The organism is Rhizobium aureum (genome assembly GCF_030182495.1).
Lineage (GTDB): Bacteria > Pseudomonadota > Alphaproteobacteria > Rhizobiales > Rhizobiaceae > Rhizobium > Rhizobium tropici_C.
In genome coordinates this window covers 175,047-188,889 of the sequence record NZ_JAQJCI010000004.1, presented here as the reverse complement: position 1 = coordinate 188,889, position 13,843 = coordinate 175,047, and the positions used below count along the sequence as shown (strand labels likewise).

At 59.0% G+C, this 13,843-nt stretch carries 13 protein-coding genes and 1 tRNA gene; 9 read left to right on the top strand and 5 right to left on the bottom strand.

Annotation, left to right across the window (positions count from 1 at the left end; all coding sequences use genetic code 11):
* Positions 1-676 precede the first annotated feature (676 nt).
* Together PH552_RS12060 and PH552_RS12055 are read left to right on the top strand one after the other, a co-directional pair.
* Positions 677-1,783 carry a porin gene (locus PH552_RS12060; RefSeq protein ID WP_112340968.1) on the top strand — a complete coding sequence of 369 codons (1,107 nt, stop codon included), beginning with the start codon at positions 677-679 and terminating at the stop codon, positions 1,781-1,783.
* A gap of 209 nt (positions 1,784-1,992) precedes the next feature.
* Entirely contained in the window at positions 1,993-2,319 is a 327-nt protein-coding gene (locus PH552_RS12055; protein WP_112340969.1) for a hypothetical protein, read from the top strand.
* A gap of 217 nt (positions 2,320-2,536) precedes the next feature.
* Here PH552_RS12055 and PH552_RS12050 read toward each other — a convergent pair whose 3' ends face one another.
* Positions 2,537-3,016: a DoxX family protein gene (locus PH552_RS12050; protein ID WP_285165953.1), complete on the bottom strand. Its 480-nt coding sequence runs from the start codon at positions 3,014-3,016 to the stop codon at positions 2,537-2,539.
* Positions 3,017-3,244: 228 nt separating this feature from the next.
* A tRNA-Asn gene (locus PH552_RS12045) sits at positions 3,245-3,319 on the bottom strand.
* Positions 3,320-3,435: 116 nt separating this feature from the next.
* On the opposite strand from PH552_RS12045, the gene PH552_RS12040 reads away from it, so the two are divergent.
* Positions 3,436-3,747, top strand: a complete 312-nt coding sequence (locus PH552_RS12040) for a hypothetical protein (RefSeq protein WP_183763518.1) — start codon at positions 3,436-3,438, stop codon at positions 3,745-3,747.
* On the opposite strand, the gene PH552_RS12035 is transcribed toward PH552_RS12040, so the two are convergent.
* Complete coding sequence (locus PH552_RS12035; RefSeq protein ID WP_183763522.1) at positions 3,744-4,307, bottom strand: sugar O-acetyltransferase; 564 nt, start codon at positions 4,305-4,307, stop codon at positions 3,744-3,746. The two genes, PH552_RS12040 and PH552_RS12035, sit on opposite strands and share 4 nt — an antisense overlap.
* Positions 4,308-4,576: 269 nt before the next feature.
* On the opposite strand from PH552_RS12035, the gene PH552_RS12030 reads away from it, so the two are divergent.
* The 3 genes from PH552_RS12030 to PH552_RS12020 all read left to right on the top strand — a co-directional run bounded on the left by PH552_RS12030 (position 4,577) and on the right by PH552_RS12020 (position 7,834).
* On the top strand, positions 4,577-5,929 hold the full coding sequence (locus tag PH552_RS12030) for an extracellular solute-binding protein (RefSeq protein WP_112340971.1): 1,353 nt from the start codon (positions 4,577-4,579) through the stop codon (positions 5,927-5,929).
* Positions 5,930-6,027: 98 nt separating this feature from the next.
* Positions 6,028-6,912: an ABC transporter permease subunit gene (locus PH552_RS12025; RefSeq protein ID WP_183763528.1), complete on the top strand. Its 885-nt coding sequence runs from the start codon at positions 6,028-6,030 to the stop codon at positions 6,910-6,912.
* A 7-nt stretch (positions 6,913-6,919) separates the two neighbouring features.
* A complete protein-coding gene (locus PH552_RS12020) occupies positions 6,920-7,834 on the top strand; it encodes an ABC transporter permease subunit (RefSeq protein WP_183763529.1) in 915 nt (304 codons plus the stop codon).
* A gap of 249 nt (positions 7,835-8,083) precedes the next feature.
* Here the strand turns inward: PH552_RS12020 and PH552_RS12015 are convergent, their stop codons facing one another.
* A complete protein-coding gene (locus PH552_RS12015; RefSeq protein WP_183763531.1) occupies positions 8,084-9,196 on the bottom strand; it encodes a sn-glycerol-3-phosphate import ATP-binding protein UgpC in 1,113 nt (370 codons plus the stop codon).
* Positions 9,197-9,445: 249 nt separating this feature from the next.
* Here PH552_RS12015 and PH552_RS12010 point away from each other — a divergent pair, with 249 nt between their 5' ends.
* Positions 9,446-10,903: a cryptochrome/photolyase family protein gene (locus tag PH552_RS12010; protein ID WP_183763533.1), complete on the top strand. Its 1,458-nt coding sequence runs from the start codon at positions 9,446-9,448 to the stop codon at positions 10,901-10,903.
* A 3-nt stretch (positions 10,904-10,906) separates the two neighbouring features.
* On the opposite strand, the gene PH552_RS12005 is transcribed toward PH552_RS12010, so the two are convergent.
* Complete coding sequence (locus tag PH552_RS12005; RefSeq protein ID WP_183763535.1) at positions 10,907-11,737, bottom strand: SDR family NAD(P)-dependent oxidoreductase; 831 nt, start codon at positions 11,735-11,737, stop codon at positions 10,907-10,909.
* Between the two features lie 294 nt (positions 11,738-12,031).
* Between PH552_RS12005 and PH552_RS12000 the strand changes: the two genes are divergently transcribed.
* Positions 12,032-13,072 (top strand): cysteine synthase A, encoded by a 1,041-nt coding sequence (locus PH552_RS12000; protein ID WP_112340977.1) that lies wholly within the window; start codon positions 12,032-12,034, stop codon positions 13,070-13,072.
* 4 nt (positions 13,073-13,076) lie between these two features.
* Entirely contained in the window at positions 13,077-13,814 is a 738-nt protein-coding gene (locus tag PH552_RS11995; protein WP_183763537.1) for an alanyl-tRNA editing protein, read from the top strand.
* The last annotated feature ends 29 nt before the right edge of the window (positions 13,815-13,843 follow it).

Below are 13,843 nucleotides of genomic sequence, written 5' to 3'. Positions count from 1 at the left end.
GTCCGCTCACTTTCGGGTGAGCCCCCAGCCAGAGGCGCCAGTCCATTCAGGTAGGTTATAGGTACCTGCGGTAGATACTAAAATCAGCGCTACCGGTTTGGACGCCACCCCCTAACCGGACAGTGCCGCGTCCGACGAGAATACGCCCCCAAAGTAATGTCGTCGGACGCACCACAGCCAAGCCGGCTCGGAAAACGCCCTTTCCCCGATTTCTTTCCTGGAGAATCATTTCCGCAATCGCGGTTCAAAGCCTTAAATTTGTAGGAGGGCGTAGTGATTGCTCATAGTCGATCGACCAGAATCGGTGGGCAGCATAACTATGATCGTACGACGGCAGCCCTCTTCTCTATATCGGCCGCTCGCATATTCCTTTCACCCACCAACTCCCGCCGTTTCCACGCTTTAAAAGCGGATGTCGTGCTGACGATATCAAAAGCGGCCGTAGTCGGTCCCGATCAACGAATTGCGTCATTTTTGCAACAACGTCCATTTTCAAGTAGTGCGCATATAGTTCGTAACTCTTAGTATCTTGCCAAATCAGCGAAGCAGGTTCACGAAATAGTTCGCGAAGCTTATTACTTCGCACCTACTGAATAGGGAACATGAACGGGATGGGGTTGGGCACGTCGTTTTCGGCGCGATATCTCATGCCCAATCAAGAAAGATTGGAGTTACTATGAACATCAAGAGCCTTCTTCTCGGCTCCGCTGCTGCGCTCGCGGCAGTTTCCGGTGCTCACGCGGCCGACGCCATCGTCGCCGCTGAGCCGGAGCCGCTGGAATACGTCCGCATCTGCGACGCTTACGGTGCTGGCTACTTCTTCATTCCGGGCACGGAAACCTGCCTCAAGATCGGCGGCAAGGTTCGTACCGAAGGTGAATGGTACAATGCTTACAACCGCGACAGCCATCAGGGCACGCTCTGGCACACGCGCGCCGAGTTGAACGTCGACACCGCGACCGACACCGAATACGGTCCGCTGAAGACCGAAACCATCGTTCGTTGGGACTGGAACGACGGCGGCTCCACCTCCACCAACCTGCTATGGTCCTACATCAGCCTCGGCGGCTTCACCGTTGGTAAGAAGGACTCGCAGTACAACCTGTACATCGGTTACGCCGGCGACGTCATCAACGACGACGTGATCTATGACGGCCCGTACGAACTCAACCAGTTGACCTACGAATATGATGCGGGCAACGGCTTCTCGGCAGTGATCTCGCTTGAAGATTCCAACTCCGCCACGACCGGTTCGGCATCCTACGGCGCAAGCTGGTGGACGGACGACCGGACCAACCACTACGCTCCCGACGTCGTTGCCGGTGCCGGCTTCAAGTCCGGTGCATGGGGCTTCAAGGTTGTCGGCGGTTACGACTCGATCGTCGAAGAAGGCGCCATCAAGGCTCGCGTCGATGCCGATTTCGGCGCATTCACGGCCTTCTTGATGGGCGGTTGGAACACCGACGGCGACAAGCTCAACAAGTATGCCGGCACGAACCAGGACGTCTCCGCTTGCACGGCACCGAACGGCACCGTCAATGCATCGAAGTGCGGCTGGGGTGACTGGGCCGTTTGGGGCGGCGTCGGCGTTCCGTTCAACGACAAGCTGAAGTGGAACCTGCAGCTTGCCTACAGCGACTCGAAGATCTTCGAAGCAACCACGAACCTGAAGTTCAATCCGGTCAAGAACCTCCTGGTCGAGCCGGAAGTGACTTATGTTCACTATGACTATGCCCACGACGACACCGTTTCGGGCATCCTGCGCTTCGAACGCAACTTCTGACCTGATCAGACTTGACCTCCGATCAGAGAAGGAAGGGGTCCGGCTTTCCCTGCCGGCCCCCTTTTTAACGGCAACTCCTGGAAATTGCAGAGCCATCCTGCGATCAGCACGCGTGTCACAAGGCTTCCGATCAACCGGAGAAGGGAACCTTGTCGTCACCGTGGCGTTTTTCGCTGAAAGGGACGTGGCTGAATATAGGAGTTACCGCCTTGAAACATCTCGCCTCAATCGCCTTGACCGCCGCGCTTGCCTTGGGTTCCGTACTATCGGCTGCCCTGCCCGCCGCGTCTACAACGCTTGGCAGTTCATCGACTGCTTCGAACGTCATCCTGGTGCAGGAACGCGGAACACGCAGATATCCAGATTACGACCGCCGGCCTTATTGGCGTGACCGTGATTACGACCGCCGCCATTGGCGGGAGCGCCGCTGGGAACGCCGCCATTGGCATAACAGATGGCGGGACGACAGATGGCGGGACGACCGTCGTTATTATCGTCGGCACCATAGCGGCGTAATATTGGAAATCCGCCCCTGATATCCCGGCGCCGCTTCCCGCTAAGCCACAAGGCAAGATGAAACGGACACGCAATCCTTCCGACTGCACCAAAAGAAAAACGGCCGCTGCTGAGATATCGGTAGCGGCCGCTTGTTTTCGGATTAGCCTACGCCATTCGCGCTGTCCGGACAATCAACTGCAGCGCAAGTCACTTGCTGTTGCGGCAAAAAATCGAGAATGATGTGCGCGCCGATTTTCACCCGATAGCAGAGCGGATGGGCAGAAGGCGCCGGAGGCGTTCATCGCGAAGATAAAGCCCGCTCCACGCCATGACTCCCAGAAGCAAACTGATAAGTTGTGGCGGCGAGCCGATCTCTCCAAGACGGAAATGCGTGCAGATTGCGCCGCCAAGAAAGCCCGTCATCAGGATTGCGCCGAGCACCGCCGTGTGCGGAACTGCGTAAAGAACCGCACAGACGAGGATGATCAGCCCGACTGCTCCCGCCTGATTGGCCGAAAATCCGGTTGCGGTCATCTCCGCCGTAAGTGCGGCGGGCGAAAACAAGTTGACGGCGGCGTCGGCCGCAAAAGCAAGAGTCACGATCGCCGTGAGCACCCATCCCGCCCACGAAAGCGACGCGTAGCCGCCTTCCAGGCGACTGCATTCTCCACCATGCCAGATCTCCCCTGCCCCCTTGCGGTCCCAGCCGGTGCAAAGAGCACGCGATGCTGCCACGACTTGGAAACGCTGGCAATGAGAACGGTTTGAAGGGGAAATCTGGATAGAAGACAGAGGTCGAGAAACTGCCGGCGCGAAGCATGTGCAATAAAACTGCCAAACTGCGCTGCTAGAGCTTTGCCGTTCAGAGGCTGGCCAACCGCCTGCACGAGACAACGACCATCGCTCGGCAAAACGACGACGCTTTCGCCACTATCTCTATGCTGCAATATTTATGGAAGAAAGTGGCTCCCCGGGCCGGATTCGAACCGGCGACCTGTCGATTAACAGTCGAATGCTCTACCGCTGAGCTACCAGGGAATGCGCTTGGCGCGGTGTGAGTGGGCTTCTACAAATGCTTTCTCGATTTGCCAAGCGGTTTTTTCAAAAAAATCGAATTCTCTTGCATTATTTCCCCGCCTCACCATTTCCTGTGGATGACCGATCAGAGCCGAACGACCGAAAATGCCGATCGAAATGGCCGGGAAACCCGCCGTTTCGGCATTGATCCCGCAACACGCGAGCTTGTTTTCGGCTCCTTGAGAATTCCCCTGCCGCGGTCACGCCTTGCCCGCCTGGGTGTGGGAGTTGCCCTCATCTTCGGCGGCCTGCTCGGCTTCCTGCCGGTGCTCGGTTTCTGGATGCTGCCCTTGGGCTTCATCGTGCTCTCGCACGATATGCCCATCGTTCGACGCTGGCGCCGCCGCTTCGCCGTCTGGTGGGCCAAGAAACGCCGTCCGGCGGACTAGTCGCTCGCTGCGCCGATCGCGCGGGCTGGATTGCCGACAACGGTCGCACCGGCTGCGACGTCCCTGGTCACGACCGCGCCCGCGCCGATGATTGCGCCATCGCCGATCGTCACGCCGCCGACAAGGATTGCACCACCGCCGATCCATACGCTGCTGCCGACGGTGACCGGCCGCGCGATTTCGATACCCGCACCGCGCAGCTCGCGATCCTTATGGTGCTCGGCACAGTAGATATGGACGCCCGGTCCCAGCATACTGCCATCACCGATGCGGACGCTGCCGCTGTCGAGAATGGTGCAGCCGGCATTCATATAGACCCACCGGCCGAGTGAGATGTTGATGCCATAGGAGCAATGGAACGGAGCCTCGATGAAAACATTCTCGCCGGCATCGGCAAAGAGCGCCGCCAGAGCCGGTCCGATATTGCCGCGCTCGACAGGCGGCATCGTATTGTGCTGATGCACTGCTTCCCGGGCCTGCCAGCGCAGACGGTCGAGCTCGGGATCGAAGCAGCAATACCATTCTCCCGCCGCCATCTTCTGCCGCTCGCTCAGGTTCATTGCTTGCCTCTTCGCATGCTTCTCCGGATTCGTCTCGAAGCGATCATGCATCACCATTCGGGCAGGCAGCAAGCGCCTCGATTAGCGTTGACTCAAATGCCTGATCGTTCAAAGATTGGTTGCCCGAAATCCCTGATTTCGGCCGGAAATGCCCGGCAATACGGGATTCTTGCCCTCAACAAACTGTCACACAGCTTGTCTATAACCCGCGCTACCGCGGACTTGCGCAAGGCCACCGGTTCCGAGCTTTCAAAAAGGAAATAGGGATTATGTCGAAACTTAAAAACTACATTTCGGCCGCTGCTGCCGGCGTCATGAGCGTAGCGCTGGCTTTGCCTGCTGCCGCTGCTCCGGCCAAGTTCGATTTCTGGTTCGGCCTGTCGGGCGACCTGGAACGCGTCGTACAGACGCTCTGCAAGAACTTCAACGATTCCCAGAAGGATTACGAAGTCTCCTGCGTCAGCCAGGGCAATTACGACGCCGCGCTGCAGAACACCATTGCCGCCTTCCGCGCCAACAAGCAGCCGACGATCGTCCAGGTCTATGACGTCGGCACCGCCACCATGATGCTTTCGGGCGCTTACTACCCGGTCAGCAAGCTGATGTCCGAAAACGGCTACAAGGTTAAGTGGGACGACTATTTCCCGGGTATTGCCCGCTATTACGCCACCTCCAAGGGCGAACTGCTCTCCTTCCCGTTCAACTCCTCGACCGCCCTGCTCTACTGGAACAAGGACGCCTTCGCCAAGATCGGCAAGACCGCCGCTCCGAAGACCTGGGAAGAAGCTGCCGAAGACATGAAGGCGCTCAAGGGCGCCGGCTATGATTGCCCGATGGCGATCAACATCTCCGGCAATGAAAGCTGGCAGCTGATGGAGCAGTTCTCTGCTATCCACGATCAGCCGGTTGCCACGAAGAACAACGGCTATGACGGCCTCGATGCCCGCCTGACCGTCAACAAGACGAAGTTCGTCAAGTACGTAACGGACCTCAAGGGCTGGTACGACCAGGGCCTCATCAAGATCAAGTCCAAGGACCTCGGCCAGGACATGGTTCAAGCCTTCGCCGCCGGCGATTGCCAGATGATCATGACCTCGGTCGGCGACCACGGTACCGTTGGCAAGACGCAGAAGGCCGGCATGAACTGGGATGTCGCCGAGCTTCCGGTCTACGCCGGTACCGAGCGCAAGAATTCGCTCGTCGGTGGCGCGTCGCTCTGGGTTCTCTCCGGCAAGTCGGCTGACGAATACAAGGGGGCTGCAGCGTTCCTCGACTTCATCGGCAAGCCCGAAACGGCTTTGTTCTGGTCCACCAACACCGGCTACATCCCGGTCAAGAAGTCCGGCTTCGACTTCATGAAGTCCTCCGGTTTCTATGACAAGGCTCCCTACAAGGGCCGCGAAGTCGCCATCGCCAGCCTCACCGCTTCCGAGCCGACCCCGATCACCCGCGGTGTCCGCCTCGGCAACTTCACGCAGATCCGCGCCGAATTCGGCAACCAGATGCAGGCCATCTTCGCCAACAAGGTCAGCGTCCAGGAAGGCATCGACAACCTGGTCAAGAACGGCAACGCCGTCCTCGACCGCTTCGAAGCCACCTACAAGGGCAAGCAGCTGCCGTAAGCAGCGCAAGCTCGCGACAGACAACGTCCGCCGGGATTCCCGGCGGACGTTCGTTATGAGAGCAAGCGTGGCATCGGGATACCAAGCCGGAAGAGACAATGGAAAAGCGTATAACTTTCAGCAAGTGGAGCGTCGGCATCCTGTTCGCGGTGCCGCAACTGCTCCTCATCTTCACCTTTTTCTATTGGCCGGCCGGTCAGGCGGTCTTCTGGTCGCTGACGCTGCAGCAGCCCTGGGGCGGCGGCAACATCTGGGTCGGGCTCGACAATTTCAAATCGATCCTCGCTAATACTGATTACTGGAACTCAGTCACGATCAGCATCATTTTCGCGGCCATCAGTACCGGTATTTCCATGGGGGCCGCGCTGATACTCGCTGCTTTGACCGATCGGCAGCTGCGGGGTTCGAAAATCTACCGCGTGGTACTGATCTGGCCCTATGGTATCGCGGCTCCCGCGTCTGCAATGGCCTTCCGCTTCATCCTGGCGCCGGAGGCCGGATTCATGTCGGTCGTCAACCACTATTGGCCAGGTTTCTGGGATCCGGGCCTTGACGGTACGGCCGCAATGGCCTCGATCATCGCCGCCTTCTCGTGGAAATATATCGGCTACAGCTTCATTTTCTTTCTGGCGGCCTTCCAGGCCATCCCGCGTTCGCTGATCGAGGCGGCCGCCATGGACGGTTCCGGCGTACTGCGCCGGTTCTTGGACATCCAGTTCCCGCTGATCACGCCGACGATCTTCTTCCTGCTTGTCATCAACATCACCGAAAGCTTTCAGGATTCATTCGGCATCGTCGACATCATGACATCGGGCGGCCCGCACAACTCGACCAATCTCATGGTCTACAAAATCTATTCAGACGGCTTCAAAGGCCTCGATTTTTCCGGTGCGGCAGCACAGAGCATCATCCTGATGCTGCTGATCATCGTGCTTACCGTCTTCCAGTTCCGCTTCATCGAGAAGCGCGTTCATTACCGTTGAGGCTGATATGGTCGAGCGCACCCCCATCCTTAATTTCTTCACGCACCTGATCCTGTTCATCGGCTTCGTCGTAGCAGTCGGACCTTTGGCCATAGTCGCCATAGCCGCGTCCCATAATCTCGCCGATGTCAATAAAGTGCCGATGTCGCTCATCCCCGGCTCGGACTTCTGGGTCAACATGAAGACGGCGTGGACGACTGCCAATCTTGGTCCCAAGCTGCTGAATAGCCTGATCTTTGCGGGAGGCGTCGCGGTAGGAAAGGTGGCCATTTCGGCGATCACCGCCTTCTCACTGGTCTATTTCCGCTATCCGGGCCGCAACATCCTCTTCTGGCTGGTCTTCATAACGCTGATGCTGCCGCTCGAAGTGCGTATCGTGCCGACCTATGCGGTCATAGCGAACGTCCTGTCGCCCTATCAGGGACTGCTCGACATCACTGGCATCAGTTGGCTTGTCGAGAAGCTCACGGGCGTTCAGATCTCACTGGATTTCGGACTGCTTAACTCCTCTCTCGGTCTGATCCTGCCGCTGATCGCAACGGCGACCGGGACCTTCCTCTATCGTCAATTCTTCCTGACGATACCGGACGAGCTGACCGAGGCCGCGCGCATGGATGGCGCCGGAGCGCTGCGCTTCTTCATTGATATCCTGCTGCCACTGTCGCGCACCAACATGGCCGCGCTCGGCACCATCATGTTCCTCTGGGCCTGGAACCAGTATTTGTGGCCACTGCTCGTTACCACCGATCCAGCTCACATGACTGCGGTCACCGAACTCAAGCAGCTCATCCCAAACATCGGCGGCCTTCCCGAGTGGCACATCGCCATGGCCGGCACGCTGATCGTCATGCTGCCGCCGCTTGCCGTCGTCGTGCTGATGCAGCGCTGGTTCGTTCGCGGCCTGATCGCAACCGAGAAGTAAGTGCTCCTGCACCATGCTCGGTGCAGTCATTGCGAACCAGTCTCCTCTCTCGGCGCGCGGCGGTGCAAGCACGTGCGAGGCAAGTCGACACTGCAAGGTCGCTCTCTCCGCGAGGGGAGAACGACCTTGCGGCAACGATTTCGCTTCATACGCGATTGGAGAGAGCGCTGGCTCGCAATGGCCGAAAATAAAAGCCCGGAAGTCGGGAAAGACTTCCGGGCGCACCTGTTGAAAAGTTATGTTTGAAAATCAGCTCGCTAGCACCTTCAGCGGCGTGACTGTGGCGACGGTATCGAGCCGCAACCCGGTATCCTGGGCGAAGAGATGGGTATGCTGCTGCGGCAGCTCCAGCGCGACCGACTGACCGGTCTGACCTGTCGTGTGATCGGCAACGGCGACCGCGAAGCTCGAACCGTTGATATCGCAATGAATGACGCGGCCGGCGCCGAGTTCTTCGACAAAATCGACCGTTGCCGGGATAGCGGCCGGCGTGCCTGCGGGGACGAGACGCGCATGCTCGGGACGGACGCCGAGGGCAACCGGCTGACCGGCGTGGCGCTTGCCGATATTGGCGTCGATAGCGATCGGAATGCCGTCGAAGATAAACTGTTCGCCGTTGGCAGCAAAAGTGCCTTCCAGGAAATTCATGGCTGGCGAGCCGATGAAGGAGCCGACGAAACGGGTGCGCGGCGTGTTGTAGACCTCGAGCGGCGTGCCGACCTGCTCGACATTGCCCTTGTACATGACGACGAGCTTATCAGCGAGGGTCATGGCCTCGACCTGATCGTGGGTGACGAAGACCGATGTGGCCGACAGGCGCTTGTGCAGTCGGCGGATCTCGACACGCATCTGCACGCGCAGCTTGGCATCCAGGTTGGACAGAGGCTCGTCGAAAAGGAAGACCTTCGGCTCGCGGATGATAGCGCGGCCCATGGCGACGCGCTGACGCTGACCGCCAGAAAGCTCGGCCGGCTTGCGGGCCAGGAAATCTTCGAGGCCAACGATCTTGGCAGTTTCCTTGATGCGGCGCTCGCGTTCGGCGCGCGGCACACCGGCAACCTTGAGCGCATAGCCCATGTTGGCGGCGACATCCATGTGCGGATAGAGCGCGTAGTTCTGGAAGACCATGGCGCAGCCGCGCTCGCGCGGCTCGAGCTGGTTGACCACCTTGCCATCGATGATGATCTCGCCCGAGGTGATGTCCTCAAGGCCGGCGATCATGCGCAGCAGCGTAGACTTACCACAGCCGGAAGGTCCGAGGATGACGACAAATTCGCCCGATCGGAAATTCAGGTCGACGCCGTGAACGACCGGATTGCGGCCATAGGCCTTGCGAACTTGCTCGATGCGGATTTCCGCCATTTTTAATCTTCCCCGCCTGTCCATTCTCGGCACGTCAATCGGGTGGACTGCTAGCGAATTTGCATTACAGAACAGTGACAAGCATTCCTTATACCACAGAGGATAGCGAGTTTTCCTTACGCGAGTTGCGTGTGGCATTCGCTTATGTAACGCGCGGTAGCGAAACCATTCGATGGTCGGCATCGTACGGGGGTTTCCCCATTACAAGGCATGCGACAAGCAACAGAGGATAGGCGATCGGCCAGGACCATGACGACATCGACAAAAGAGCCGAATCCCATCCTGCTATGGTTTCGCAAGGATCTCCGCCTCGACGACAACCACGCGCTACAGGCGGCGGCAATATCGGGCCACGCGGTAATTCCCGTCTATATTCGCGAGCCGGATGCAACGGAGCGTGGCCCGCTTGGCGGAGCGCAGGAATGGTGGCTGCATCATTCGCTCACCGCCTTGCAAACCGCCCTTGATGCACTCGGAAACAGGCTCATCCTCCGCCAGGGCGATGCGCTGACGGTGCTCGAAAAACTTATTGAGGAAACCGAGGCTGAAGCCGTCGTCTGGAACCGTCGATACGATCCGGCTGGGATCGATGTGGACATCCAAATCAAGAAGGCGTTGCGGAGCAAGGGCATCGAGGCCAACAGCTTTGCCGGCCAGCTGCTGCATGAACCGACACGCCTTCGCACGGGCGCAGGCGACCATTACAAGACTTACACGCCATTCTGGCGTGCCTTCGAGCAATCCGGCGAGCCGCCGTTTCCGATAGAAGCGCCCGCAAAGCTCCTCGCACCCAGCCGCTGGCCGCAATCGGACGCGCTCGCCTCTTGGTCAATGCTGCCCACAAAGCCCAACTGGGCAGCAGAATTCCCTGACATTTGGACGCCGGGCGAGACCGCGGCACATGAGAAGCTCAAGGATTTCGTCGATGGCGCCATCGATGATTATGCGGTCGGCCGCGATTTTCCGGACAGACCGGCGACCTCCCTGCTCTCGCCGCATCTGGCGCTTGGAGAGATTTCGCCTGCCCGTCTCTGGCACGCGACGCGCGGACTATCAGGCAAAATCTCGGCGGATAATATCGTCCGCTTTCGCAAGGAGCTTGTCTGGCGGGAATTCTGCTACCATCAGCTCTTTCATTTCCCGAAGCTTCGGACAGCCAATTGGAACAATCGCTACGATGATTTTCCTTGGCTATCCGATGCCAAGCTGCTCACACGCTGGCAACGCGGGCAAACCGGTTATCCGATCGTCGATGCCGGCATGCGGCAGCTGTGGCGCCATGGCTGGATGCACAATCGCGTTCGCATGATCGCGGCCTCCTTCCTGATCAAGGATCTGCTGATCGACTGGCGCAAAGGCGAAGCCTGGTTTCGGGATACGCTCGTCGATGCCGATCCGGCGGCTAATACGGCAAACTGGCAGTGGGTTGCGGGCTCCGGCGCCGATGCCTCGCCCTTCTTCCGCATCTTCAATCCGGTGCTGCAGGGTGAGAAATTCGATCCGGATGGCCGCTATGTCAGGGCTTTCGTGCCGGAGCTCTCCAAGCTCGAAGGCAAATATATCCATCGACCGTTCGAGGCGCCTGATGACGTACTCAAGCGTGCAGGCATAGAACTCGGCAAGCACTACCCCCGGCCGATCGTCGATCATGCCATGGCGCGGCAGCGCGCACTCGCTGCACACGCATCGCTTAAAGACGATGGATAGGCGCTATTCGGCCGGATGCGCGGTAATATGCGGCCCGACAGGCCGGCGCTTCCTGCCGCTTCCCAGAAGATATCCGAGCACCCGGAAATAGAGGCTATAGGGCAAGAACTTCAAAAGCTTTGCCCGGAAAACCAGGCTCTTCGGGAAGCAGATGTTGAAGGCCGATGATTTCAATCCGGCCGATATCGCCTCGGCCGCCTGCTGCGCCGATACTATATCGGGCATCTCGAACTTGTTCTTTGCCGTCAACGGCGTATCGACGTAACCGGGCGTGACAAGCTGGATACGGATGCCCATGCGATCAAGCTCGAAATTCAAGCTTTCGGCCATGTTGATGAGTGCGGCTTTGCTGGCGCCATAGGCAGCGCCCCCGGGTAGGCCGCCATAGCCGGCTGCGGAAGATACGAGGGCAACCTGGCCGTATCCCCTGGCGCGCATATGTCGGACCGCCGGAACGAGGCAATTGACGACACCATGAAGATTGACGGCGAAACTGCGCTCGAACGCCTCGTGATTGAGGTCTTCGCCGCGCGCGGGCAGATAGATGCCAGCGTTCAGGATCGCCAGGGCGACCGGGCCGTGCTGATATTCGATGGCTGCAACGGTGTGCTCCATATCCTCGGCATTGGTCACATCGCCGTCGAGCACGACGATGCTGCCGGCAAGTGCGCTTGCCTCTGCCTGCAAGGCCAGAAGCTTGTCATGGCTGCGGGCAGTCACGGCAACTTTATAGCCTTCATCCGCCAGTTTCAGCGCAAGCGCGCGGCCGATACCGGAACTCGCGCCGGTAATCCAGACGACTCCATGTTCAGGACGTGCGATGAACGGGCTCATGGCTCTTCTCCTTGGCTGGCGGCCGCCTGAATCAAACGCTTTACCGAGGCCGCCCGTGGCATTTTAGAAATAACGTATCATTGTGGCCGCTTTCGGCCTGTTGGCGGCCCAGCGAGGGAAACAATGTCACCGAATGGAGACTGGCGCGCCGTGTGGCAGACTTCGGCGGACGAAGGTTGCCAAGTCGAATTTTGCGGCGCGAACAAATAGCGAGGAACAGAATTTCTTGCCTATACCGCCTTGTGAAGGGAAAAGACCGTTCTTACAGTAGTTGCGAACAGAAGGCAGATTCCAATGACCGTCCATCCGTCCGTCCTCGAAGCAATTGGCAATACGCCGTTGATCAAGCTCAAGGGCGCCTCCGAGGCGACGGGCTCGACCATTCTCGGCAAGGCCGAATTTCTCAATCCCGGCCAATCGGTGAAAGATCGCGCCGCGCTCTACATCATCCGCGATGCCGAGAAGAAGGGGCTGCTGAGGCCCGGCGGCGTCATCGTCGAGGGCACGGCCGGCAATACCGGCATCGGCCTGACGCTGGTTGCCAAGGCGCTCGGCTATCGCACCGTCATCGTCATTCCTGAGACACAGAGCCAGGAAAAGAAGGATGCGCTGAAGCTGCTCGGCGCCGAGCTGGTCGAGGTTCCGGCTGTCCCCTACAAGAACCCGAACAACTATGTGAAGGTCTCGGGCCGGCTAGCCGAACAGCTCGCAAAGACCGAGCCTAACGGCGCGATCTGGGCAAACCAGTTCGACAATGTCGCCAACCGTCAGGCCCACATCGAGACGACCGCCAAGGAAATCTGGCACGATACTGATGGCAAGATCGACGGCTTCATCTGCTCGGTCGGTTCCGGCGGCACGCTCGCGGGCGTAGCCATGGGGCTGCATGCCTTCAACAAGGACGTCAAGATCGGTATTGCCGACCCGGAAGGCGCGGCCCTCTATGAATTCTACAAGAACGGCGAGCTGAAATCCTCCGGCTCCTCCATCACCGAGGGCATCGGTCAGGGCCGCATCACGGCGAACCTGGAAGGCTTCACGCCCGATTTCGCCTATCAGGTCACCGATGCCGAAGCGCTTCCCTACGTCTTCGATCTCGTCGAACACGAGGGTCTGTGCCTCGGCGGTTCGACGGCCATCAATATTGCCGGCGCGGTTCGTCTCGCCAAAGATCTCGGTCCCGGACATACGATCGTGACCATCCTGTGCGATTACGGCAATCGCTACCAGTCCAAGCTCTTCAATCCCGACTTCCTGAAGTCGAAGGGCTTGCCGGTGCCAGGCTACTTGGAAAAGCGGACTGAAATCGCCGTCCCATACGAAACAACAGCGTGATCTGATGACCGTCAATGCCCTCTATCGTGACGATTTCTATCTCTCGACCGCCGAAGCCGTTGTCACTGCAATCCACGAGGACGGGGGCATCGAGCTCGATCAGACCTGCTTTTACGCCACCTCGGGCGGCCAACCGGGCGATACGGGTTTCCTGGAGCGCGGTGACGGCTCCAGGATCATGCTCGGTCAGACGAAACATGGGCCGATCAAGGACATCATCATTCACGTCCCCCTCGAAGATCAGCCCCTGCCCATCCTCGGCGAAAAGCTGGTGCTGCACATCGATTGGGCGCGCCGCTACAAGCTGATGCGGATGCATACGGCCTGCCATCTGCTTTCGGTGGTCTGCCCCTATCCGATTACGGGTGCTGCGGTCGGCGAAGATGAAAGCCGCGTCGATTTCGACATGAGCGAGACGATCGACAAGGATGCGGTGACGGCGAAAATGATGGCGCTCGTCAATGAGAACCATCCCGTTTTCGTCCGCTGGATCACGGACGAAGAGCTGGTTGCCAATCCAGGCATCGTCAAATCCAAGAATGTGCGCCCGCCCATGGGCCTCGGCCGGGTCAGCCTCGTCTGTATCGGCGAAGATTCGGCCATCGACAGCCAGCCCTGCGGCGGCACGCATGTGTCGGAGACGCAGGAGGTCGGCGCTATCCACATCGCCAAGATCGAGAAGAAGGGCAAGGAAAACCGGCGCTTCCGCATTCGCTTCGGCGCACCGAACGACGAGAATTGACCGGGCAACGCCTATATCCTTATCCCGAT

Coding starts and splice junctions, on each gene's coding strand:
- PH552_RS12025 (WP_183763528.1), top strand. CDS start 6,028: ATGGAAAAGCGTATAACTTTCAGCAAGTGGAGCGTCGGCATCCTGTTC.
- PH552_RS12020 (WP_183763529.1), top strand. CDS start 6,920: ATGGTCGAGCGCACCCCCATCCTTAATTTCTTCACGCACCTGATCCTG.
- PH552_RS12015 (WP_183763531.1), bottom strand. CDS start 9,196: ATGGCGGAAATCCGCATCGAGCAAGTTCGCAAGGCCTATGGCCGCAAT.
- PH552_RS12030 (WP_112340971.1), top strand. CDS start 4,577: ATGTCGAAACTTAAAAACTACATTTCGGCCGCTGCTGCCGGCGTCATG.
- PH552_RS12000 (WP_112340977.1), top strand. CDS start 12,032: ATGACCGTCCATCCGTCCGTCCTCGAAGCAATTGGCAATACGCCGTTG.
- PH552_RS12060 (WP_112340968.1), top strand. CDS start 677: ATGAACATCAAGAGCCTTCTTCTCGGCTCCGCTGCTGCGCTCGCGGCA.
- PH552_RS12010 (WP_183763533.1), top strand. CDS start 9,446: ATGACGACATCGACAAAAGAGCCGAATCCCATCCTGCTATGGTTTCGC.
- PH552_RS12040 (WP_183763518.1), top strand. CDS start 3,436: ATGACCGATCAGAGCCGAACGACCGAAAATGCCGATCGAAATGGCCGG.
- PH552_RS11995 (WP_183763537.1), top strand. CDS start 13,077: ATGACCGTCAATGCCCTCTATCGTGACGATTTCTATCTCTCGACCGCC.
- PH552_RS12005 (WP_183763535.1), bottom strand. CDS start 11,737: ATGAGCCCGTTCATCGCACGTCCTGAACATGGAGTCGTCTGGATTACC.
- PH552_RS12035 (WP_183763522.1), bottom strand. CDS start 4,307: ATGAACCTGAGCGAGCGGCAGAAGATGGCGGCGGGAGAATGGTATTGC.